At 56.3% G+C, this 23,656-nt stretch carries 21 protein-coding genes and 1 tRNA gene; 4 read left to right on the top strand and 18 right to left on the bottom strand.

The window, feature by feature from the left end:
• Window positions 1–2: 2 nt before the first annotated feature.
• The 5 genes from SLIT_RS12175 to SLIT_RS12195 form a co-directional block, all read right to left on the bottom strand.
• A complete protein-coding gene (locus SLIT_RS12175) occupies window positions 3–3,245 on the bottom strand; it encodes a type I restriction endonuclease subunit R (protein ID WP_013030558.1) in 3,243 nt (1,080 codons plus the stop codon).
• Window positions 3,238–4,518, bottom strand: a complete 1,281-nt coding sequence (locus tag SLIT_RS12180; RefSeq protein WP_013030559.1) for a restriction endonuclease subunit S — start codon at window positions 4,516–4,518, stop codon at window positions 3,238–3,240. Before SLIT_RS12180 ends, SLIT_RS12175 begins: the two co-directional genes overlap by 8 nt.
• Window positions 4,515–6,584 (bottom strand): type I restriction-modification system subunit M, encoded by a 2,070-nt coding sequence (locus SLIT_RS12185; RefSeq protein ID WP_013030560.1) that lies wholly within the window; start codon window positions 6,582–6,584, stop codon window positions 4,515–4,517. The genes SLIT_RS12180 and SLIT_RS12185 overlap by 4 nt, the downstream gene beginning before the upstream one ends.
• A 168-nt stretch (window positions 6,585–6,752) precedes the next feature.
• Window positions 6,753–7,334 (bottom strand): hypothetical protein, encoded by a 582-nt coding sequence (locus SLIT_RS12190; RefSeq protein WP_398349094.1) that lies wholly within the window; start codon window positions 7,332–7,334, stop codon window positions 6,753–6,755.
• A 5-nt stretch (window positions 7,335–7,339) separates the two neighbouring features.
• On the bottom strand, window positions 7,340–8,464 hold the full coding sequence (locus SLIT_RS12195; RefSeq protein WP_013030562.1) for an XRE family transcriptional regulator: 1,125 nt from the start codon (window positions 8,462–8,464) through the stop codon (window positions 7,340–7,342).
• 420 nt (window positions 8,465–8,884) lie between these two features.
• On the opposite strand from SLIT_RS12195, the gene SLIT_RS12200 reads away from it, so the two are divergent.
• Entirely contained in the window at window positions 8,885–9,070 is a 186-nt protein-coding gene (locus SLIT_RS12200) for a hypothetical protein (RefSeq protein ID WP_150103005.1), read from the top strand.
• A gap of 88 nt (window positions 9,071–9,158) precedes the next feature.
• Here SLIT_RS12200 and SLIT_RS12205 read toward each other — a convergent pair whose 3' ends face one another.
• A complete protein-coding gene (locus tag SLIT_RS12205; protein WP_013030564.1) occupies window positions 9,159–9,437 on the bottom strand; it encodes a hypothetical protein in 279 nt (92 codons plus the stop codon).
• Window positions 9,438–9,630: 193 nt separating this feature from the next.
• On the opposite strand from SLIT_RS12205, the gene SLIT_RS12210 reads away from it, so the two are divergent.
• Window positions 9,631–9,849, top strand: a complete 219-nt coding sequence (locus SLIT_RS12210; protein ID WP_013030565.1) for a dodecin family protein — start codon at window positions 9,631–9,633, stop codon at window positions 9,847–9,849.
• A 304-nt stretch (window positions 9,850–10,153) separates the two neighbouring features.
• On the opposite strand, the gene SLIT_RS12215 is transcribed toward SLIT_RS12210, so the two are convergent.
• The 8 genes from SLIT_RS12215 to tyrS form a co-directional block, all read right to left on the bottom strand.
• Complete coding sequence (locus SLIT_RS12215; RefSeq protein WP_013030566.1) at window positions 10,154–11,278, bottom strand: Fic family protein; 1,125 nt, start codon at window positions 11,276–11,278, stop codon at window positions 10,154–10,156.
• A 196-nt stretch (window positions 11,279–11,474) separates the two neighbouring features.
• Window positions 11,475–11,551 (bottom strand) — tRNA-Ile (locus SLIT_RS12220).
• A gap of 6 nt (window positions 11,552–11,557) precedes the next feature.
• Window positions 11,558–13,522, bottom strand: a complete 1,965-nt coding sequence (rpoD, locus tag SLIT_RS12225) for an RNA polymerase sigma factor RpoD (protein WP_013030567.1) — start codon at window positions 13,520–13,522, stop codon at window positions 11,558–11,560.
• A 169-nt stretch (window positions 13,523–13,691) separates the two neighbouring features.
• The gene (gene dnaG, locus SLIT_RS12230; protein WP_013030568.1) at window positions 13,692–15,428 is read right to left on the bottom strand and encodes a DNA primase; all 1,737 of its coding nucleotides are present in this window, start codon (window positions 15,426–15,428) and stop codon (window positions 13,692–13,694) included.
• 174 nt (window positions 15,429–15,602) lie between these two features.
• Complete coding sequence (locus SLIT_RS12235) at window positions 15,603–16,049, bottom strand: GatB/YqeY domain-containing protein (RefSeq protein WP_013030569.1); 447 nt, start codon at window positions 16,047–16,049, stop codon at window positions 15,603–15,605.
• Between the two features lie 54 nt (window positions 16,050–16,103).
• A complete protein-coding gene (gene rpsU, locus SLIT_RS12240; RefSeq protein ID WP_013030570.1) occupies window positions 16,104–16,316 on the bottom strand; it encodes a 30S ribosomal protein S21 in 213 nt (70 codons plus the stop codon).
• 117 nt (window positions 16,317–16,433) lie between these two features.
• Complete coding sequence (locus SLIT_RS12245; protein ID WP_013030571.1) at window positions 16,434–16,910, bottom strand: hypothetical protein; 477 nt, start codon at window positions 16,908–16,910, stop codon at window positions 16,434–16,436.
• 108 nt (window positions 16,911–17,018) lie between these two features.
• Complete coding sequence (tyrS, locus tag SLIT_RS12250) at window positions 17,019–18,215, bottom strand: tyrosine--tRNA ligase (RefSeq protein ID WP_013030572.1); 1,197 nt, start codon at window positions 18,213–18,215, stop codon at window positions 17,019–17,021.
• A 195-nt stretch (window positions 18,216–18,410) separates the two neighbouring features.
• Here tyrS and SLIT_RS12255 point away from each other — a divergent pair, with 195 nt between their 5' ends.
• Window positions 18,411–19,673 carry an OapA family protein gene (locus tag SLIT_RS12255; protein ID WP_223293801.1) on the top strand — a complete coding sequence of 421 codons (1,263 nt, stop codon included), beginning with the start codon at window positions 18,411–18,413 and terminating at the stop codon, window positions 19,671–19,673.
• A gap of 127 nt (window positions 19,674–19,800) precedes the next feature.
• Window positions 19,801–20,901 (top strand): anhydro-N-acetylmuramic acid kinase, encoded by a 1,101-nt coding sequence (locus SLIT_RS12260; RefSeq protein WP_013030574.1) that lies wholly within the window; start codon window positions 19,801–19,803, stop codon window positions 20,899–20,901.
• An 89-nt stretch (window positions 20,902–20,990) separates the two neighbouring features.
• On the opposite strand, the gene erpA is transcribed toward SLIT_RS12260, so the two are convergent.
• Genes erpA through argC form a run of 4 tightly spaced genes read right to left on the bottom strand, consistent with a single transcriptional unit; the run spans window position 20,991 to window position 23,580 of the window.
• Window positions 20,991–21,341: an iron-sulfur cluster insertion protein ErpA gene (gene erpA / locus SLIT_RS12265; protein ID WP_013030575.1), complete on the bottom strand. Its 351-nt coding sequence runs from the start codon at window positions 21,339–21,341 to the stop codon at window positions 20,991–20,993.
• A 28-nt stretch (window positions 21,342–21,369) separates the two neighbouring features.
• Complete coding sequence (locus SLIT_RS12270; protein WP_013030576.1) at window positions 21,370–21,774, bottom strand: bactofilin family protein; 405 nt, start codon at window positions 21,772–21,774, stop codon at window positions 21,370–21,372.
• Between the two features lie 13 nt (window positions 21,775–21,787).
• Window positions 21,788–22,543 carry a DUF6776 family protein gene (locus SLIT_RS12275; RefSeq protein WP_013030577.1) on the bottom strand — a complete coding sequence of 252 codons (756 nt, stop codon included), beginning with the start codon at window positions 22,541–22,543 and terminating at the stop codon, window positions 21,788–21,790.
• An 8-nt stretch (window positions 22,544–22,551) separates the two neighbouring features.
• Entirely contained in the window at window positions 22,552–23,580 is a 1,029-nt protein-coding gene (gene argC / locus SLIT_RS12280) for an N-acetyl-gamma-glutamyl-phosphate reductase (protein ID WP_013030578.1), read from the bottom strand.
• Between the last annotated feature and the right edge of the window lie 76 nt (window positions 23,581–23,656).

The following is a 23,656-nucleotide window of genomic DNA, read 5'->3' on the forward strand; positions in this document are numbered from 1 at the left end:
ACTCAAGCCGCCCACTTCCTATGATGACTCGCATAATCAAGCATCAAGTGAAACACGTTGTCGCACTTCTCCCTGAACAGCACACGGTCGTAGCTATCCGGAAGTTCGCTATCCAGCACTTTCTCCACTGTAGAGCGCACTTGCTTCTGGGTCTGCGAATCCTTGTACCAATCCTGCACCAGCACCTTGGGTTGCTCCTCCAGCAGGCGATGCAGCAGTGACTTGGCCGCAAGCTTCACTTTTTGCGTTTCCTCCTGCGTCATCTTGTCCTTCTTCAACAGGTCGAAAAGTTCCAGTTCGTCGTCCGTCAGCCCCTCGCGGATGTGCCGCTCTTCTTCGGCACGCAAATCTTCGGCGTACTTCATCAGCTCTTCATATGAATTTTCCGTAGATGATCCGCCCGAATTGTATTTGTCGATAATCTCCTGCAAGCGCTGCGCAAAGTCGGTGCGCGTCGCATTTTGTTGCAGCATCAGTTCCAGCTTGTGTTGCAGGAAGGCGCGCAGGTCGGCAATTTCAATGTTCTTGTGGACTGCCTGCTTAAACTCCTCTCGCAGTTTGTCGAAGTTGATCTTGCTGAGATCCCAGGTCCTGCCCTTCTGAATGATCTGGTATTCCGCGTTGTATTGCCGCGCTTTGAATGCCTCTGCGTCGTTCACCACAACGCTTTCATCCAGCAGATTGGCTATCTTCAGGCTGATCGCGTCGATGTCCTTTTGTTCGATAAGGCTGTCGATCACCCCGCGCAGGTATTGGAACGCCGCCACCTCGCGCCCCTTGCCGTGCCCGAGAACTTCCGGCTTGCACGCCTCATACAACGAGGTGATGGTGTTCTCATACACGTTAAAACCCTTGCGCCATTCGTCGTTCGCCAACAAGGAATCGGCAAATACATTAAAGCGGCCAAGTTTCTCGAACACATCCGCACTGCCCAGCACTTCACGCAAGGGAACGCCCTTCTCATGGCAGAACGCCAAGCCCTGCTCAATCGCATCATCCAGCAAGCGGAACAGCATTGCCTTTTCCTGCACCGGTGAATCAACCTCAACGCCCCCTTGCGCGTAATCCTTCAGCGCCTGCTTCATGTTGCGGAACACGTTATAGTAATCCACGATCTCGCCGTTGCGCTTCTCCACCCCGTTGATCTTCCAGGAGGTAACGCGGTTGGCGCGGGCAATGGTTTGCATCAGGGTATGTCCCTGCATCGGCTTGTCGAGGTATAGCGTTGAAAGTGTGGGTGCATCAAAGCCCGTCAGCCACATCGCACAAACGAACACCAATTGCAGCGAATCCTCCGGGTCTTTGAAGTTGTATTCGATATCATGGCTGTGTTTATCCAGCTTGTTCATGCGCTCGCGATGCGGCTTGATATTCAGCTCCTGCTCGGCAAACTTTTTCTCCTCGTCTGCGTCCTCGCTGATCACCACCGCCATTTCCACCGAGCGCATGTACTCGACAATCTGCTTCAACCGGACCTTCTCAATATCGTTAGCCGATTTGCTGATGCGCCCGAGCAAGTTCTTGATTTCTTCTTTCCACAGCCGCTGCACCTTGTCGTACATTTTCACGGCGGTGTACTTATCCACCGACACCACCAGCCCTTTGCCCAAATAACCGCGCCGTGGAAAGTGATACACAATATCCTGCGCAATGGTCTCCAGGCGGCCATCACGTTTGATGACCTCAACCTCTTTTGAGAACCGCCTTTCCAGCTTGGCTTGTTGCGCCTCGTCCAGATTCTCATCTTCCAGAATCTCGTAAAACTCCTCACTCAGATCGTCGTTCTGAATCAGTACTTCCGGCACGCGCTTTTCGTAAAACAGCGGCACCGTCGCGCCGTCATCCATGGACTGCTGGAAGTTGTATTCCGAAACATAACCGCCGAACCACGCATTGGTCTTCTGTACACCGCCCACGCGCTTCAGCAGCGGCGTGCCGGTAAAAGCAATGTATTGCGCCTTGGGCAACCCCTTGCGCATGTTCTCTGCAAAGGTCTTGTATTGCGTGCGGTGCGCCTCGTCCACGATCACGATGATGTCGTTGCGCCCGGATAGCTCGGGATACTCGCGGCCTTTGTCCCAGCGGAATTTCTGGATCAGGGTGAACACCAGCCGCTTGTTCTGCCCAAGAAACTTGCGCATCTCCTCGCTGTTCTTGGGCTGCGCGGCTTCGGCCTCGCTGACCGTGCGCGTGTTCAGGAAGTTGCGATAAATCTGCCCATCCAGATCATCGCGGTCGGTCACCACCACAAAGGTGAAATTGCCGGTCTGTTTTCGGAAAATCTTGCGCGCATAAAAAATCATCGAGAAGCTCTTGCCCGAGCCCTGCGTGTGCCAGAACACACCCAGCTTGCCCGCCAGCTCCTCTCGTTTAAGGAAGGCTTCATAAGCCCGGTTCACGCCGATGAACTGGTGGTTCTGCGCGATGATCTTCGAACTATCCTTGTAGTAGAGAATGAAATTCTCCACGTAGTCCAGCAGCCTGCGCTTGGGCAGCAAACCTTCGATCACACCTTCCAGGCTTATGCCCTGCTCGCGGATCGCGGCGCGGTCGATCTTCTGCTTCTCGTCATCCGCGCGCAGCCAGTTGAAGAAATGCTCCCACTCCGCCGTGATGCTGCCCACCTTGGTCTCGATGGCATTGGACAGCACGCAAAAAGCGTTGGTCAGGAAAAGCTGCGGAATCTCCGCCTTGTAAGTCGTCAGGTTATCGTCGTAGGCGTTGCGCAACTTCACGTTCGAGTTTTTCAGCTCGATGAACACCAGCGGAATGCCGTTGACGTAGAGCAACACATCCGGGCGGCGGAAACCGCGCTCGCCCTTGATCCAGAGCTGGGTGACGGCTAGGTAGCGGTTGTTGTCTTGAGTCGCCGGATTGAAATCCAGCAGACGCACTTGCTCCTGCTGCCGCACCCCCTGCGCGTTGTCGAATTCCACCGGAATGCCATCGCGCAACAGACCATAGATTTCCCGGTTCGCGGCGATCAACGTCATCGCCTGCCGACGGTCGAGCAGCTTATCTAGCGCATCCTCAATCGCGGTAGCGGGAATGTCCGGGTTCAGACGAATCGCAGCCTCGCGCACCCTTTCCACTAGAATCACATCGCGCTTGTTGGCTCGGCCCGAGCCATCGTTCAAGTCTTCCGCATTTTCCGTAAAGCAGTCGAGCGCATCGAAGCCGTGCTGATGCTGGAGCTTTTGCACCAGCGCCTGCTCGATCTGATCTTCGGAAATGAAGTTAGGCATGGGCTTCTTCCCTCATGCTGGGTGGGAACTGGATATCGAGATTTTCGACGGAGAGTTTGCCGGAGATGAGTCTAGGTAGCAGTCTATCTCGCACTTGTGTATAGCCCTGCGTCGAAAACATTAATGTCCTAATTTGATCAAAGATTGGACGCACAATTTGGTTGTACTGTCCTATGAGATCAGGAGGTGGAAGCAATATCTTCTCTTTTTCGACAATATCTTTATTGATGTGCTGCTGGCCGCCGCCGCTCTGTTTCGCAATCAAGTTCTCTATATTCGTTTTGACATACTGAAAAATATATTCACTGTAAACGCCGACACTGTCATACACACCAACGACGGACTGATTAGCGCATACCGCAATCTCGGTTAAGCTAACTTGCCCTAGAGTTGCGCCAGTAATAGCAATAACGGTTGTCCTTCTTGGCATTATCTTTGTTGCAGAGTAGCGAAGTCCATCTTCGGTCAAGTATTCAGATGCCTCAACGATGCGTAGTTTATTCACCTCGCCTGAGTTGATCCATGGAATCTCGCCTCCCCAATATGAAAGCTCAGCTCGTGATGGCGTGCCGCCAAGGCAAGTCGCGAACTTTCGGCCAATTTCACAAATTTCCCAATCCGATGGCAGCCCCTTATTGAATGTCGTTTTCTCGTAGCCATGAAAGCGCATACGCACGAACCATTCACGGTATATCTCCTCGGCCATTCTTTCTAGTAGCGCGATGCGATGCTGGTTGTTATCGATGAGTTCGTCATACGCCGAGAGAATTGCTGCGATTTTCCTTTGAACGTTTATTTCATGTGTAACCAAGGGCAAGTTCTTTACCATTTCAAGACTGAGAAAACCTTGCGCCACACCACTCTTAATTGCATGAACTGCTGACTGAAAAGCCGACGAGGTCATAAAATGATACAAATAATCTGGGCACAACCCTGAACTTGGCCGCAATATAGCCACACTACTAGACAAGCCGAATCTGTCTCTATGCTTAACGGTGTATGGGGTGCCTAGTGAACCAATAATCCCAAACAGCACATCCCCTTTTACGGGAGTCGTCACAGCTTTTTTTGTTTTCCCAAAGTGCTTTTCGTAATCCCCCTCGCTGATATAGTCAACGTTACTTAGGTCCAGCCCAGACGACTTAAAGTTTTTTGCAGACAAGTACATTACGCCGTGCTCTTGTCGTGCAATACTCGCATGTGCCCCATCCCCTACTTGGCAAAAATCTTTTAGCCGACCGACGTGGTTGTGTCGCTGAAGTGCTTGTGTCATGCATCACCCGTAAGCCGTTTCACGTTGTGATCAACCACTTCCACCAGCCCTTGCGCCACTATATTCAAACTAGATAGTTCTTCATTCATCGCCAATAGCTCGTCAATGAACTCCTCCTCCGTCTTGCCATCCTCTTCGATCACCACACCGACGTAGCGACCAGGATTCAGTGAATAGTCTTGCTCCTGCAAATCAGCCGGGCTGGCGAGTTTGCACAGGCCGGTGACATCTTCGTATTCCGCTTTGGGGAAGCGCTCCTGCAACCAGTGGATGTATTGATAGAAGATTTCAGCGTTCTTCACTTCCTTGTGCAATTCTTCCAGCGCCCCCTTGAGCGCATTGGTCTTGCGATCAGTGGTGGCGCGCTTGCCTTCGGCCTGCGCTTGTGCGGCCTGCTGCTTTTCGTGCTGGCGCACGACCTTGTCCAAGTGCTTCAAGCCTTCATGCAGCGCAGCAAAAAATGGATCGAACGCCTCCCGCAATTGCTGCTGCGCCTTGTTCTTCTTGTCCACTGCCGATTCATCCGCATGCTTTTCCTGATATTGCTCATAGCGGGTTTTGAGTTTGGCCAACCCCGCCCATTGCTGCACCAGTTCGCCCACGGCCTGTTTGCCGCCAGCGTCGTCCAGCACTTCGAGCAGTTGCGCGGAGACGGGTTCGACGTTGGTTTTGTTCTCGACCAGGCGCTGCATGCCTGCCGCGAAATAGCGGTCTATGAGCTGCACGAATTTCTCGCGTCGCCCCTTGTGCAACTGACTGATGATGGCGATGTTCTGGATGTGTTCTTCGCTGAATTCGCGGTGGGCACGGTCTATCTGGGTGAAGATGTTGCGCGCGTCGATGAACAGGATTTTGTCGTCGGTCTTGGCCTTGTCGAAGAACCACAGCGTGGCCGGGAGCGTGACGGTGTAGAACATGTTCGAGGGCAGCGTGAGCATGGCGTAGATGAGGTTTTGCTCGATCAGCGTCTTGCGGATGTCGGCTTCGGAGTGGCGCGCATCGGATGCGGAATTGGCCATGACCAGCGCGGCGCGGCCTTGCGCTTTGAGCGAGGTGGCGAACAGGTTGATCCACAGGTAGTTGCCGTTGGGCACGGTTTCCTTGCCTGCGTCGGCCTTCTTCACTTTCGATTTGTTGCGCGGGATGCCGTAGGTGTTGAAGCGCTTGTCCTTCTCCACGCTGGAGAGGCTCACGTCGTCCACGTTGAACGGGGGATTGGCGAGGACGTAATCGAATGCGCCAAAACTCTGGTACGGGTCTTCGTAGTAGGTGTTGGCCTGCTTGATTTCGCCGCGCAGGCCGTTGACCGCGAGGTTCATCTTGGCGAGGTTGACGGTGTCGCGCGTTTTTTCCTGGCCGCAGACATACACGCCGCTTTCCGAGCCTTTCAGTTCCTTGCGGTGTTCCGCGATGAACTGGGCAGACTGCACAAACATGCCGCCGGAGCCACAGGCGGGGTCGAACACCTTGCCGCCGTGCGGCTCGATGATCTCGACCATCAGACGCACCACGGAACGTGGCGTGAAAAACTCGCCGCCTTTTTGGCCTTCGCTGCGCGCAAATTCGGACAGGAAGTATTCGTAAATCTGCCCGAACAAATCGCCGGTGGCATCGGCGGGAATGTCGGCAAAGGTGCGCAGCAACTGCTGAGGGATGGTCTTGTCCGTGCGCGTCAACGCGGCATATTCGTCCTTGGGCAATACGCCTTCGAGTTCGGGCTTGTATTCCTCAATGGCCTTCATCGCCTCTTTGAGCGCCTTGGCGATGTTCTTCTCTTCCGGCAGATTCAGCAGATGCTCGTAGCGTGCATGGTCGGGCAGGTAAAACCCGCATTTCTCGATGGCGATGTCGGAAATTTTCTTCTCGCGGCGCGAGCCTTTGAGCTTGGTGTACTCGGCGTGAATTTCGGTCTCAAAGCGGCGGTAGTTGTTGTCGGCAAACTTGAGGAAGATCAGCCCCAGCACGGGGGTGGCGTATTCGCTGGACTTCAGGTCGGAATTGGCCCGCAGCTTATCGGCGGCACTCCATAAGTCGGCTTCCAGCTTTTTGAGTTGTTCTTTGTTCATGTATCCCGTTTTTCTTATTTAACCGGCAGAGTTGCGCCCCGAATAGTACCGTCAAACCCGTGCAGTAGACCATGCCATCTTCAGGTCAAATTTGTGACATCAAATACCAAAACAAAATGCCTCGCATCGCGGCGAGGCATCACACAGGTGTCGTTTGCCTTGTCTACGCTAAGGCTTCGGCCCAAACAGTTTTATGAATACGGAATGTTTGGCCTCCTGCCAAGTACGCGGCAGGTCGTCGTTGTTTTCGAGTGCTGCGTAGATATCTTGCACAAGGTCTTTGGTGATGGCTTTGGCAGTCAGCATCTTCTTCAGCAGCTCGTGCCCATGCCAGATGTCGAGGCCGAATTCATTGGCAAGTTTATGCATGCCAAGGTCGTCGGTGACGACGATGGCAGACCGAACCTGACCAAAGGCCAGCATGAAGCAATCTGTTGGCGACGGGGGTGAACGACCTTGGGTTGTATAGCCATGCGGATCGTCCAGTACATAGGCATGTAATACGCTGGCTGCGGCTTCGATTTTTGTCCGCTCATCCGCGCTAAGGCGAACTTGCCTGGACATCCGCTCGGTGTTCAGCTCTGTATCTGCGAACCAGGGATAGAGGAATTGAAGCCGGGGGCTTTTGAAGACTTCTTCTTCGACTTGTTTCAATACGGTAAGGCTGTATTTCTTGTTTCCAAACTCGACACCCAGCAGGGGGCGGATGCGCTTGGCCAAACGCAAGTATGCGTTGGTATCAAGCAGCACGAGGATCAACGGATAAGTTCCTCGTAAAGTGCGGAGGCGTCTTGTAATGATGTATCCAGGACTTGCCGGACATACGACGCACCGGTGCCACTAACGTGAATCATGCGTTTCAGCGCCTGGAAGAAGCCGGTCTGGAAGGTTTTTTCACAGGCGGCAATGTAGCGCTGGGGCGATGGCGGCATGGGGTCGAACATGGTTTCGCTGACCAGCGGGCCGCGCAGGCTGTTGCGCACAGTGTGTATGTACTTTTCTTCGATAGGCAGCAGCATTAAATTGTTTGCCTTGGCATACCGTTGAACCTGTTGGAATACGGTATTCAGTGAAATCATGTGGGCAGTTGCCTGTTGCCACAGCACCTCGATCGCACGGTCGAGACTTGTCTGCTGGGTGGCAGCGCGATAGGTTTGCTCTGCGCAGGCCTTGGGATACAGCAGCGCACCGGCGAAAGCATCGGCAAAGTCTTCGCCCTCGTTTTTTCCTGAAAGCTCAGGGGTGAGCACATGCGCCAGTTCATGCGCCATCCAGAATTTGAAATCTTCCAGCCGGGTATCGAGATTGAGGAAGATGAAGGTTACGTCTTCCTGCGGCAGACGAATATGCAGGGCATTCTCATGATTGCCTTTGGCGCCCCAAAGTACGGGCACCAGGATGGCACCACAGTCCTTGAATTCACCAATCAGGTTTTCGTAGGCGAGCACAGCCTGTTCGCCTAGACCTAAACGGCTGCGCGTTTGCGACACAATAATTTGCAGTTTGTCGTACTCGGTCGACGGCGATGTAATCAGCGTGCGCAATGCCTGCAACTCGGGCAGGTGTGTAACGAGGGGTTTAAGCAACATGCCGATGCCTTCGGCCTTGGCGATGTGTGCATCGGTCGTTTTGGCGTTGGCCTTCTTGCGGTAAGCGATAACAGGACGCCCCACATCGTTTGTCAGTACGAGCTGGTCGAATGTCAGTCCGAGGGTAGTAGCGAGCTTGAGAAGTGATGCCGGACGGGGAAAGTCTTTCCCCTTTAACCAGTTGGTGACAGCCTGGGACGACGTCCCAACCTCACTTGCCAACTGTTTTTGTGTAATCCCGCGTTCTGCGAGAGCACTCTGAATCGCAGCTGAATTCAGTAGTTTTTCCATAGGGCGGGGATTATAGACACTACCCGCAGGAAATCAAGTTTAATCAACTTTTGATCATCAAGAGGATGGTGGTCACAATTTGTGACCACATAGTGTGGACAGATTCTTTGAGGACGCATTTTGCGGCATCAAGTTGCACTTGATATCTCGCATTACCGCGGTGGGTATATTTGCGGCACGATGAGTCCGCACATTCGACAATCGCAACAGCCTGATTACGCGCCACCATCTGCAAAAGATATAGGCCTCCCCTTAAAAAGGTATAGACCTTCTGCATCGCAGACTAGGCTGATGCATAGGCCGTCAGGCATATGGACACACCTCTCGCCCGGGCATATTTTGCGCACCGTGCTGTGCAAACAGTATCAGTCTCTGTTGAATCCCCCTCAATCTTCGAACGTTGCCGAACTGGAGGACAAGATGAATCACACTGTTCTGTTGTTGTTGACTGTCGCAACCGGTGCCGTGGTGCTGATGGCCGGCATCGTGGTTTTCCGGGAATCGGGCAAAAGCCTGCCGAGCGCGCTGCGCGAATGCTTTGCCTGGGGAGCCGGTTTCTTTGTGGCGATGAGTGTGCAGGTGGTCTTGCTCGCCAATCTCACTTAAACCCCTGGGCACAACCCATAGAAAAACCGCCGTGGATTCCATGGCGGTTTTTTGTTGCCCTCGCGGACTTGAACGTGGGCCTACGATTTCAATGGTGCAGCGCTTTATCCAGTGAGTGGTGCAATTTTTCGGCGTCGTGCTGTGCAAGTTGATACTTTACTGTCTCGCCCACCATCAGCTTGGGACAGGAATTCACCAGATCCAGCTCGATGGGATATTTGCCGCTGGCTATGGCTTCTTTCAGGTATTTGAGCTTGTTGCCGGCGTCTTCCATGGAAAGGCAGAAGTGGTGCTCTTCATCAGTCACGCTGATGCTTTTGTTGCCTGCATGGGTGACCGCCTGGCAGTGAAACCGTTTCTTGGACATTCACTTCTCCTTTGTTGCTGCATTTTGCGCTGGCAAAGCAGTCTGCGCCCCGCCCTTGCCAGTGTCAAACCTCCCCCGGGTTGTTGCCGCCAGCGCCGGAGAAAGCTATGGCAGAGATCGGCGGATAGGCGTAATTTATAAAGCCGCATCACTGGTCAACCACTGCCGTTCAACAAAGAATAAGGAGAAGGTCATGGCTAAAGACAGCGTTTACCGTATTACAGAGATAGTCGGAACCAGCAAGAAATCCTGGGAGGATGCCGCCTCGAACGCAGTCAAAGCCGCCTCCCAGACCTTGCGGGACTTGAGGGTCGCCGAGGTCATCAAGCTGGACATGGTGGTTGAAGGCGGCAAGGTGGCCGCTTACCGGGCGAAAGTGGCGCTGTCGTTCAAGTACGACCCGAAGAAATAGTTATTCACCGTTTTTGTGGATAACTGGCTAGATAAGTCCGCCCCGGCGACCCTAACCCTAAACGGTATATACGATTTTTGTCGTCGTTCATTTCGCGGGCGATTTCTTAACTTTGCTTTTGCAATGTTGTGACAACTGCAACCCGGGATGGACTAAAGGGATGCTCTGGGTCCTGGAGCGACAGGCTCTTGATTTCGCATACATGGCGGAAGCATCGGTTCGCGGCAAATAAAAAAACACTTACATTTCTGTAAGTGCTTGTTTGTTGGTGGGCCCTCGCGGACTTGAACCGCCACCTTTGCCGTTATCGGAACAGTTTCAAGTAGGCTTCAAACGTATACATTTTACCTCTCTTGCCTCCGGTGATTTCTTTCAATATCCCGAAGCGTTCCAGGTCGGCGATCAGTTTGTATGCCGATGCTGGCGATACTCCCGCCACTTCACCCACCTTGGCAGCATCAATCATCGGGCGTTGATACAGGTAATACATCACTTTCTGCGCATTTGCCGCCCGGCTGCCTAGCGTCTGCAACTGAACCTCCACTTGTTTCTGCAGCTTGAGGATGTTATCGAATGTCATAGTGCTGCTTCGCGCCGTTTCAATAACCCCTACCAAAAAGAATTTGAACCATTGCAGTAAGTCGTTCTTCTCGCGCACACGCATCAGGTTGTCGTAATAATGCTGACGATTGCGCTCAAAAAAATCCGACAGATAAAGCACCGGCTGTTTCAATATTCCGCGGCTTACCAGATACAAGGTGATCAATAATCGTCCCACACGTCCATTGCCGTCCAAAAATGGGTGGATAGTCTCAAACTGATAATGCACTAGCGCAGCTTTCAATAATTCAGGAAAATACTGCTGGTCGTTATGTACGAACTTTTCGATGTCACCGATCAGTTCGCCAATAGAAGAATGTGCCGGTGGCACAAATATCGCATCATTGATGCTCGCCCCGCCAATCCAGTTCTGGCTATGTCTGAACTCCCCAGGCTGTTTGTGTTTACCGCGCACGCCCTGCATGAGCGTCTTGTGCGTCTCGCGAATCAAGCGAGCTGAAAAGGGCAACGTTTGCAATTTCGTGACTGCCTCGTTCATCGCCGCCACATAGTTCTGCACCTCTTCCCAATCGTCTCGCTTATCCAACGCCACATCCTCTTTTTCCAGTAGCGCCTCCTCCATATTCGTCTGCGTTCCCTCGATCTTGCTCGACTGGGTCGCCTCTTTCAGCACGTGCATGCGGATAAAGAGGTCAATATTCGGGATGTACTCGGAATACATATCCAGCCGGCCCAACTCGCGATCTGCCTGTCCAAGCAACTGGAGTAAGTTCATATCGTCCATTACCCATACACGGTCGATGAGACTGGGCTGAAAGCTTTTGTATTGTGTCTGCTGAATGAGGTGGCCAGACTGGAAATTCTTCATTGGAGTGCTCCCCTTAAAATAACGTCAGACACTGTTTTAGATTTTACTAAAAATATAAAACAGTGCAACGCGTTAATTCAGTAGAACTTGTCATTCCGAACTGTCTATGAGCCTGAACATGGATTTGATGTCACAATTTATGACATCAAGTTCGATAAACAAAAAGCCTCGCAGAAATGCGAGGCTTTTTGTGTGTTGGTGGGCCCTCGCGGACTTGAACCGCGGACCAAAGGATTATGAGTCCTCTGCTCTAACCAACTGAGCTAAGGGCCCGTAGACTTAACTTTCGCCGTCGAGGAAGCTCTTGAGCTTTTCCGAACGCGAAGGATGACGCAGTTTACGCAGGGCCTTGGCTTCGATCTGGCGGATGCGCTCGCGGGTAACGTCGAACTGTTTGCCGACTTCCTCCAGCGTGTGGTCGGTGTTCATCTCGATACCGAAGCGCATGCGCAACACCTTGGCTTCACGCGGGGTGAGGCTGTCCAGGATGTCCTTGGTGACGTTGCGCAGGCTGTCGTAGACCGCGGCCTCGATGGGGGCCAGCGAATTGGCGTCTTCGATGAAGTCGCCCAGGTGCGAATCGTCGTCGTCGCCCACCGGGGTCTCCATGGAGATGGGTTCCTTGGCGATCTTGAGGATCTTGCGGATCTTGTCTTCCGGCATCTCCATCTTGATCGCCAGGGTGGCGGCGTCGGCTTCCATGCCGGTCTCCTGCAGGATCTGGCGCGAGATGCGGTTCATCTTGTTGATGGTCTCGATCATGTGCACCGGGATACGGATGGTGCGCGCCTGGTCGGCGATGGAACGCGTGATGGCTTGGCGGATCCACCATGTGGCGTAGGTCGAGAACTTGTAGCCACGGCGGTATTCGAACTTGTCCACGGCCTTCATCAGGCCGATGTTGCCTTCCTGGATGAGGTCGAGGAACTGCAGGCCGCGGTTGGTGTATTTCTTGGCGATGGAGATCACCAGGCGCAGGTTGGCCTCGATCATGTCGCGCTTGGCGCGGCGTGCCTTGGCTTCGCCGTTGGTCATCTGCTTGTTGATCTCTTTCAGGTCGAGGATGGGGATGCCCACGCGCTGTTGCAGCGCCAGCATCTTCTTCTGCTGGTCGACGATGGCTGCCTCGTAGCGCGACAGCGTTTCGCTGTACGCTTTCTTGGATGCCATCTCGTGCTTGACCCATTCCAGGTTGCCTTCGTTGAGCGGGAACACCTTGATGAAGTGCGTGCGCGGCATGTGCGCCTTGGTCACACAGAGTTCCTGGATGCTGCGCTCGCAGCTGCGCACTTCTTCCACCAGCCCGCGCATGGTCTCGCACAGGGCGTCCACTTGCTTGGCCGAGAAGCGGAACTGCATCAGCTCGTCGGAGATCTGCTGCTGCAGCTTGTCGTATTGTTTGCTGCGGTAGCCGTATTTCTCGTAGGCCTTGCCCAGTTTGGTGAAAAGGTCGCTGATGAGGGCGAAGCGTACCAGCGCATCTTCCTTGAGCTGTGCCAGGTTGGCGGCAGCGGCGGCTTCGCCGTCCTCTTCCGACTCCTCTTCTTCGTCTTCCTCTTCTTCTTCCTCGGTCTCTTCTTCTTCGGCGACTTCGCTGACCATCGCTTCATCCTGCGTGTCGATGAAGCCGTCGATCAGTTCGTCGATGCGCAATTCTTCCTTGGCGACCTTGTCGGCCAGCGCGAGGATCTCGGCGATGGTGGCCGGGCAGGCGGAGATCGCCTGGATCATATGCTTGAGGCCGTCCTCGATGCGCTTGGCGATCTCGATCTCATCCTGGCGGGTGAGCAGATTGACCACGCCCATCTCGCGCATGTACATGCGCACCGGGTCGGTGGTGCGGCCGAATTCGGAATCCACGGTGGAGATGGCGGCTTCGGCTTCTTCCGCCGCATCCTCGTCGGCGACCGGAGGTGCGGTCTCGTTCATCACCAGCGATTCGGTATCCGGCGCCACGTCGCACACGGTGATACCCATGTCGTTGATCATGCTGACCACGCCTTCGACCTGCTCGACTTCGAGCATGTCCGGCAGATGGTCGTTGATCTCGGCAAAGGTCAGGTAGCCTCGTTCCTTGCCCAGCAGGATCAGCGCTTTCAGGCGCGTGCGGCGTGCCTCGATCTCTTGCGAGGGATCGACCGAAGCGGCAGCGGCGACAGCCTTTTCTTTGGCTGTCTGTTTAGCGCTGGCTGCGGCTGTTTTGGCAGGGGGAGTGGACTTTTTCTTTTGCTGCGGAGTCGCCATTGTGTGGGTTCCCAAAGTTGATTCGTGTTCGAAATACACGGCACGCGAAAAAGGTGGTGCCGCCGAAAAGGTCGCGGATTATACCCGATTTCTTAAAACATTTCCGCAGCTTAGCTTCATTTGATCTCAGGTCCCAGGCCAGCAAATAGCGTGCCTGATGCCTGTTTTTTCAGCTGGCCGGCACCTTCAGCTGCTTGCGCTGCTCGCTAAGCTGCTTGTAGCGCTCCTGCTCTACCGGGCTCTTCAGCCCATTGGCCTCCAGCATGGCGATCTCGGCATTCACTGCATCTAGCTGCATTTTGCGCAGCAATCCCGAGAATTCGGCCCCGATATCGAAATCGTCGCCCAGATGCATGATGTCGCCCTGTGCGGTGGCGAACACTGGCCCGTGCATCGTGCCCTGAAATTGCTGGGTCAGCGCGGCGGTGCTGACTTCGTCCGCGCCTTCGTGCAGCCAGTCGGCCAAAGCCGCGATCGCCGCCGCTTCGTTGCCCTCGGCATGTCCATGCAGCCAGTCACCGGGCAGTTGGCGCGCCAGTTCCGGCTTCATCACCAGGCAGCGCAACAAGCTGCGCAAACCGGACGGCGTGGTTCGCCTGGCCTTGGGCGGTGCGGCGCGCTGCGGTGCGGCAACAGGTTTGATGGACCACAAGGCTTCCAGTTCCGCCTGGGTGACGCCGGCCAGTGCGGCCACCTCCTTGCGCAACAACAATGCGGTGGTCGGCGCGGTGATGGCGGTGAGCAGCGGCTGGGCGTTCTTGAGCAGGGTGCTCTTGCCTTCCTGGGTGCGCAGGTCAACTTGCGCAGTCAACTCGCGCAGCAGGTAGCCGGAGAGCGGCAGCGAATTTTCCAGTTCGAGCTCGAAGGCTTCGTGGCCGAATTCGCGGATGTAGGTGTCGGGATCGTGCTCTTCCGGCAGGAACAGGAAGCCGAGACGCTTGCCGTCCTGCAGTTGCGGCAGTGCGTTCTCCAGCGCGCGCCAGGCGGCCTTCTGGCCGGCGCGATCGCCGTCGAAGCAGAACACCACCTGGTCGCACAGGCGCAGCAGCTTTTGCACGTGGTACGGCGTGGTGGCCGTGCCCAAGGTGGCCACGGCATATTCGACGCCATGCTGTGCCAGCGCCACCGCATCCATGTAGCCCTCGACCACGATCACGCGCTGATGGGCACGGATGGCTTTCTGCGCCTGGAACAGGCCGTAGAGCTCGTGGCCTTTCTCGAACAGCGTGGTCTCGGGCGAATTGAGGTATTTGGGCTCGCCCTTGTCCAGCACGCGCCCGCCGAAGCCAATGACCTGGCCGCGCACGTTGACGATGGGGAACATGATGCGGTCGCGGAAACGGTCGTAGCGCTTGCCGCCTTCACCTTCGATCACCAGTCCGGTCTCGACCAGGCTGGCATCCTGATAGTTGGGCACGACGGCTTTCAGGTTCTGCCAGTCGTCGGGAGCATAGCCGATGCCGAAGCGCGCGGCGACTTCGCCGGAAAGCCCGCGGCGTTTGAGGTAGTCGATGGCACGCGGGGTCTGCTTCAGTTGCTCGCGGTAGTAACGCGTGGCGGATTGCATCAGGTCGTACAGATCAGGAGCGACCTTGTGTTGCGGCACATTGGAGGCTTCCTGCGGCACGCTGACGCCGATGCTCTTGGCCAGATCTTCCACCGCCTCGACGAAGCCCATGCCGGTATGCTCCATGACGAAGCCGATGGCGGTGCCGTGTGCGCCGCAACCGAAGCAGTGATAGAACTGTTTGCTCTGGCTGACCGTGAACGAGGGAGATTTTTCAGTATGGAAAGGACAGCAGGCGACGTAGTTGGCACCGGCCTTCTTGAGCGGCAGGTAGCGCTCGATCACGTCCACGATGTCGAGGCGGTTGAGCAGATCCTGAATGAAACTTTTTGGAATCACTCCGCCCTCGCCTAAGACTAATTAAGAAACCAGAATTCTATCGTGAAGCTTGAAAACCGTAGCGAGCGGCCAGAGTGCAAGGCGCACGGAGCGCAGAAACCGGAATGTACTCAAAGTACATGAGGATTTCGAGCACCGCGCAACGCAGCAATCTGGTCGCGCAGTAGGTTTTCGTTACTTGGTGAGCTGGGCCTTGATCAGGCCGGAGACCTTGCCCATGTCGGCGCGTCCGGCCAGCTTGGGCTTGACCACGCCCATGACCTTGCCCATGTCTTGCGGGCCGACCGCACCCGTCGCGGCAATAGCCTCGGCGATGGCGGCGACGATCTCGGCTTCGCTCAGCTGTTGCGGCATGTAGGTCTGCAGGACGGAAACCTCGAATTCCTCGACATCCACCAGGTCCTGGCGGTTCGCCGCCTTGTACTGACTGATGGAATCGCGGCGCTGCTTCAGCATTTTCTCAATAATGGAAACGACATCGGCGTCGGTCAGTTCGATGCGCTCGTCCACCTCGCGCTGCTTCATCGCCGCAAGCAAAAGACGAATCGCCCCGAGACGCGCAGTTTCCTTGGCGCGCATCGCGGTCTTCATGTCTTCGTTGATCTGCTGTTTCAGGCTCATCGCAAAAACAAACGCCGCAACCTCGATGGATTGCGGCGTCGCTTGAGAAAAGGATTAGTACAGCTTCGGCGGCAGCGTCTGGCTGCGCAGGCGCTTGTAGTGGCGTTTCACGGCAGCGGCCAGCTTGCGCTTGCGCTCTGCGGTTGGCTTTTCGTAAAACTCGCGGGCGCGCAACTCGGTCAACAGACCGGTCTTTTCCACAGAACGCTTGAAGCGGCGCATCGCCACTTCGAACGGCTCATTCTCTTTTACACGTACAGTCGTCATGGACAAACTACCTTCTACCAAAAAATCGAGGGCGCGATTCTACAAAACAACGGCTTATTCCACAACCGATATTTTCCGGCCCTTCCTGACCGGCCGGAGCGCATCCGGGAGCGGCCGCTATCGCCTTTGACGGCGTTTGTTCAGCACATACAGGAAGTTGAAGCTGCCCAGCACGATGATGGTGTAGAACAATGCGCCATGGACCATGTGGGCGAAGTTGTCGTTGTAGACATGATTCAGCCAGAACGAGCCGTCTTTGCCCAGTTCCAGACCGCTATCCGGCACCAGGAACACCAGCACACCGGTGACTGGCAGGAGCCGCAAGACGTTGAAGAACACCCGGTGTATGGCCCTGGTGACATCGTGCGGATCGGCGGCACGCAGGCGCATTTCGGACTCCTTGTTACCCGGGTGCAGGTAGAACATGCCCACTGCGAAGAACGCCGCTGCAGCCAGGATATGTCCCGCATAGAACAGTACCAGCAGCGGGGAGGCCAGGTGGTCATGGATGACATAGCCTCCGAGCCAGGCCAACTCCAGCAAGCTGAACTGCAACCAGTGCGAAACGAATACGTACCTGACCCAACCGAGCATGTATCACCTTTCGCCTAATTTGCCGGACAACAACGCTCTCTGCCCGAGGGCCGGGGAGAACGCGCTGCCTCGAATCCGATTATTTGTTATCGAGCCTTGCGGGCGGATTCAGCCGACATTGATACGGCCGAACTTGCGCTTGCCGACTTGCGCCACGACGACTGCGCCGGCCTTGAGTTGCAGCGACTTGTCGCTGACCTTTTCGCCGTCGAGCTTGACGCCGCCCTGGTCGATCATGCGCAGCGCCTCCGAGGTGCTGGCGACGAGGTTGGCCTGCTTGAGCAGGTTCGCGATGGCGATGCTGCCGTCAACGGATTGCACGGTGAGCTCGGGCATGTCATCCGGCAACACGCCTTTCTGGAAACGCGCCTCGAATTCGGCCAGCGCATCCTCGGCCGCCTTTTGCGAGTGGAAGCGGGCGACGATCTCCTGTGCCAGCAGCACCTTGATGTCGCGCGGGTTGCGGCCGCCGTTCACTTCGTCGCGCCAATGGGCGATCTGGGCGAGGCTGCGGAACGACAGCAATTCGAGATAGCGCCACATCAGGTCGTCGGAGATGGACATGAGCTTGCCGAACATGTCTTGCGGGGTGTCGGTGATGCCGACATAGTTGCCCAGCGACTTGGACATCTTGTTGACGCCATCCAGGCCTTCCAGCAACGGCATGGTGAGCACGCACTGCGCGGGCTGGCCGAAATGCCGCTGCAATTCGCGCCCCATCAGCAGGTTGAATTTCTGGTCGGTGCCGCCAAGCTCGAGGTCGGCCTTGAGCGCGACGGAGTCGTAGCCCTGCACCAGCGGATAGATGAATTCGTGGATGGCGATGGGCTGGCTGGCCTTGTAGCGTTTGCCGAAGTCGTCGCGCTCCAGCATCTGCGCCACGGTATGGGTGGCCGCCAGCTTGATCAGGTCGACCGCGCTGAATTTGTCCATCCAGGCGGAGTTGAACACGACTTCGGTCTTGTTCGGGTCGAGCACCTTGAACACCTGGTCCTTGTAACTTTGCGCATTGGCAAGCACCTGCTCACGCGACAACGGCGGACGGGTGGCGTTCTTGCCAGTGGGGTCGCCGATCATGCCGGTGAAATCGCCGATCAGGAACAGGGCATGGTGGCCCAGGTCCTGCAGTTGGCGCATCTTGTTGAGCAGCACGGTGTGGCCCAGGTGCAGGTCGGGCGCGGTGGGATCGAACCCCGCTTTGATGCGCAGCGGGCGCCCCTCTGCCAGTTTCTTGTCAAGTTCGGATTCGAGCAGCAGCTCATCACTACCGCGCTTGATTTGATTGAGTATTTCTTGTTGACTCATGTCGAAAGACCGCTTGTCTGTCACTCGGTTGCCACTTGAACGGATTTTGATGGGGTACCGCTTTCTGTTAAAGTGGCGCCCCTGAATTCAATAAGTCCTTGTGTTTGCCGATAAAGATTCACGGACATTCACAATGCTCTACCGCCTTGGGAGGCGCGAATGTTACCGCAAAATACATTGTCACACGCACACAAAATGAAGCTGCGATGGTTCGTCACCTTGTCCAGCCTGCCCTTGCTGGGGGTAGTGACGGCTTTTGGCATCATGCCGCAGACGGATGTCATTTCGCAGTCGCAAAAGACCCTGATCGAAGATATCGCCCTCCCCACCGCCCAACCCGTCCCGAGTAACGCAACCTCTTTCTGGCGCAACGACCGCGTCCAGCGCGGCGACACCGTGGCCGAGCTGCTGCGCCGCCTGAATGTGGAAGACCCGACTGCCAGCGACTATCTGCGCAACAACAAAGACGCCGCGGGATTGCGCCGCCTGCCCGTGGGCAAGGAAGTCCAGGCAGAGACCGATGCCAATGGCGCCCTGCTGGCGCTGCGCTATCTGGACGGCAACGCCAATCAGGTGGTGATCGAGAAGAGCGGCAACGGTTTCAAGACGCACACGCTGCCCGCCCAGACCGAGAAACGCACCCAGATCCGCACCGGCGAGATCGAAACCAATCTGTTCGCCGCGACCGATGAGGCCGGCCTGCCCGACCCGGCTGCCAACCAGCTGTCGGACATCTTCGGCGGGGACATCGATTTCCATCGCGATCTGCGCAAGGGCGACAAATTCACGGTGATCTACGAGATGAACTACATCAACGGCGAACCCGTGCGCACCGGTCGCATCATCTCTGCCGAATTCATCAACCGCGGTCATATTTACCGCGCCGCATATTTCCAGACCAGCGAAAACTCCGGCGATTACTATTCGCCGGACGGCAAGAGCATGCACAAGGCCTTCCTGCGCTCGCCGCTGGAGTTCTCCCGCATCAGTTCCGTGTTCAGCAAATCGCGTTTCCATCCGATCCTGAACAAATGGCGCGCGCATAAAGGTGTGGACTACGCCGCTCCCATCGGCACCAAGGTCAAGGTCACCAGCGACGGGGTCGTCGCCTTCGTGGGCAAGCAACACGGTTACGGCAACGTGGTGATGGTCGATCATCAGGGACACTTCACCACGGTGTACGGCCATCTGTCCCGTTTCGCCGGCGGACTCCACAAAGGGGAGCGCGTAAGCCAGGGGCAGGTCATCGCCTATGTCGGCATGACCGGCCTGGCCACCGGCCCGCACTTGCACTATGAATTCCGCATGAACGGAGTCCAGCGCGACCCCTTGAAAGTGGCACTACCGGATGGCAAGCCGATCAGCGAAACGCAACAGGCCGCCTTCACCGCAGCGACAAGCCCATTGTTCGCGGAACTGGACACTTTCCACAATACTCGTATCGCCAAGCTCGATTAACGTGAATTCGCAAAGCGATTCGTTTGCCACCTCGCCCGCTTGCGGGATAACCAGCGACTTGCTGGCGGGATCTGCCAGCTTGGTCGAATGGCTAGTAGTTGCATCAGAGAATTGAGGTTGGGGTAAGGTGAACCAGTCCTCCGACCTTTATATCGGCATCATGTCCGGCACCAGTCTGGACGGGATCGATACGGCCCTGGTCGATCTGTCGGAAACTTCGCCCCGCCTCGTCGCCAGTCATTACCAGCCGTATGCAGAGCCGCTCAAGGAAGCGTTGCTGGCGTTGCACCAGGTATCGCATAACGAGCTGCATCAGGCACAACTCATCTCCAACCGGCTGGCGCGCGAATACGCCGATGCCACGCTGGTTCTGCTCAGCAAAGCCGGCGTAACGGCTTCCCAGGTGCAAGCCATCGGCTGCCACGGACAGACCGTGCGGCACCGCCCCGAGCACGGCTACACCATACAGCTCAACAACGCCGCCTTGCTGGCGGAGCTGACCGGCATCCATGTGGTGAGCGACTTTCGCAGCCGTGACATCGCGGCACGCGGACAAGGTGCGCCGCTGGTGCCCGCTTTTCACGACAAGGTATTGCGCCATCCCGGCATCCATCGCGTCATCGTCAATATCGGCGGCATCGCCAACCTGACCGACCTTCCGCCCGGCAGTGCGACGACGGGATTCGACTCCGGCCCCGGCAACCTGTTGATGGATGCATGGATCACCCGCCATCAGGGCAAGGCCTACGACAAGAACGGCACATGGGCCACCAGCGGCAAGGTCATCCCCGACCTGCTGCACAGGCTGCTGGCGGAACCCTACTTCGCCTTGCCGCCCCCCAAGAGCACCGGGCGCGACTTGTTCAGTCTTGCCTGGCTGCAGATATACCTGAATGGAACCGAGGCGCATGAAGATGTGCAGGCGACTTTGCTCGCACTCACCGGCGAGAGCATCGCTGCCGCAGTGCGGCGTTATTGCGGGGAAACCGATGAGATCTATCTGTGCGGCGGCGGCGCGCATAACGAGGCGCTGGTCGCTTACTTGCAGCGCGCGATGCCCCGATACCGAATCCAGAAGACCGAGGCATTAGGCATCGCCGCCGACTGGATGGAAGCCATCGCGTTTGCCTGGCTGGCACAGCAAACGATGCACTTGAAGCCGGGCAATCTGCCTTCCGTCACCGGTGCCCGGCACCCTTGCGTGCTGGGCGCGATCTACCCCGCTTAAGGGAGCTTCTACAAACCCAAATTTCTTGAAGCCCCATAAAACAAAACGGGGCGCAGAGCGCCCCGTTCCTGCATCAACATCTGTCCCGCTTATACCGAGAACGACGATCCGCAACCGCAAGTGGTAGTGGCATTCGGGTTCTTGATGACGAACTGCGAACCTTCCAGACCTTCGGTGTAATCGATCTCCGCGCCAACCAGATACTGGAAGCTCATCGGGTCGATCAACAACTGCACGCCGTTCTTGTTCATCACGGTGTCATCTTCGTTGGCCACTTCGTCGAAAGTGAAGCCGTACTGGAAGCCGGAACAGCCGCCGCCGCTGACGAACACGCGCAGCTTCAGTTCGGCGTTACCCTCTTCTTCGATCAGCTGCTTCACTTTGTTTGCTGCATTGTCCGTAAACAGCAGCGGGTCTTGCAAATCGGTTACTGTATTCATGTTACCTCCTAACTTGTTTGTTTGATTATCACTCGGATGCGCCGAGCTTGAAAGCCACTACCTTGTCTTCCGCTTCCGCCAGATGGATCAGCCTGCCTTCGACGATCGCGCCCAACTGTATTTCCAATGTTTTGTAGTGTACATCACCTGTGACCTTGGCCTTGCTTTGCAGTTCCAGGTAATCCGAGGCATTCACCGGACCGACTATGGTGCCATTCACCACCAGATGAGTGACCTTGATCTCGCCATCCACGCGCGCATGCTCGCTCAGCACCAGGGTGCTCGGCTTGCTGAGATCGGCGATCACGTTGCCCCTGATCTCGCCATCCACCCGAAGTCCGCCGGTGAAGCTGACGTTGCCTTCGATCCTGGTTCCGGCGCCGACCAGGGAGTCGATACGATTCTGCGGTTTACTATGCCGACTGCTGAACATGTTCACTTCTCCTTTAAGACAAAGGGGACAGGCCGACAGTCTGTTGGACCTTGGGTTCCTGCACCCCTTTCTCATACACCCGCACCTGGACGCTTTCGACTTTCATCTCGGGTGGCAGTTTGAATCCTTTATCGACGCGTTGGTAATACTTGAAGCTCAACTGGTATGAGGCCACATCCGAAGGCGAATCTTCCTGCGGGAATTGTAGCACTACTTTCTTGCCGTCCTGCTCGCCGTTCACGACCAGTTGCATGCTTCCCTGAAAGGCCTTACCGCGCTGCTGGACACTCTGCACCAGCAACATGCGGCAAAGATATTCGCCCGGCAGGCTATCGGGCTCGATCTTCAGGCGATGGATGGACAGCTCCGCCTCGCGCGAACCGGTCAGCGGCAGGTTCTGGAAGAACAGCAGATCTTCCTGCAGACGCGCATTTTCGTCATGCAGGTTCTTCAGCTGGGCTTCAATCCCCTGATTGGATGCCTGATCGATCTGGCCCTGACGCTCATATGCCGCAACCTGATTGGACAATCTGGAGTTCTCGCTTTCCAGATGCTTCACGCGCTCGTGCAGATCGCCCAACTCCTGCTCTGCCTGGCCGCGATGGAAGCCGGCAAACTCCAGCCCGGAATTGTATGCCCACCAGACCAGCAGCCCGAACAGCACCAGGAAAGGCAACAGGATGGCCCAGCGCACATACCATGGCACATGAGGGCGCACCGACAATCGTGGCGCAGAGATGCTGAATTTGCGTCGGAAGCTTCGAATCATTTTCATAATCAGGGAAGCAAAGGAATCACATTCAAGCCTGTAGTCTCCGGAAGTCCGAACATGATGTTCATATTCTGTACCGCCTGCCCTGCTGCACCCTTGACCAAGTTGTCGATCACCGACAGCACCACCACCGTATCTCCGCCTTGCGGCCGGTGTACCGCGATACGGCACAGGTTGGAACCGCGTACTGAGCGCGTTTCCGGCATGCTGCCGGCAGGCAGCACGTCGACGAACGTTTCGTTGGCGTAGCGCTGTTCGAACAGTGCCTGCAGGTCTGCGTCCTTCCTTACCCGTCCATACAGCGTGGCATGGATGCCCCGTATCATCGGCGTCAGGTGCGGCACAAAGGTCAGCCCGACCGGTTTGCCAAACACGTTCGCCAAGCCTTGCCTGATCTCCGGCAGGTGCCGGTGACCAGCCACGCCATACGCCTTGAAACTGTCCGCAGCTTCGGAGAACAGGGTGGGAATCTCGGCCTTGCGTCCAGCACCGGAGACGCCGGATTTGGCATCAGCGATCAGCGAACCTGCTTCTACCAGCCCTGCTTCCAGCAATGGGATGAAGCCCAGTTGCACCGCCGTGGGATAACAGCCGGGATTCGCCACCAGCCGTGCCTGCCTGATCTTCTCCCGGTTCACTTCCGGCAATCCATACACCGCTTCCGCCACCAGGTCGGGACAGGCATGAGTCATGCCGTACCATTTTTCCCACTCGGCGATGTCCTTGATGCGGAAATCCGCCGCCAGGTCGATCACCCGCACGCCTGCATCAAGCAGGGCACGTGTCTGCTGCATCGCGATACCGTTGGGAGTGGCGAAGAACACCACATCGCATTGATCGAGATGCGCTTCATCCGGATGGACGAATTTCAGATCGACATAGCCGCGCAAGCTGGGGAACATCTGGCTGACCGGCGTGCCCGCATCGGCACGCGAAGTGATCGCCCGCAACTCTGCCTGCGGATGTCCCGCCAGCAGCCGCAGCAACTCGACTCCGGTATAGCCCGTCCCGCCTACGATGCCGATCTTCAACACGTTCACACCTCAAAAAATCAGCTGCAAATGATAAAGGAAAAAGCCGCCCAAGGGCGGCTTTTCTGTCCTTGCGACA

Origin of the sequence: Sideroxydans lithotrophicus ES-1 (assembly GCF_000025705.1) — a bacterium.
Classification (GTDB): Bacteria; Pseudomonadota; Gammaproteobacteria; order Burkholderiales; family Gallionellaceae; genus Sideroxyarcus; species Sideroxyarcus lithotrophicus.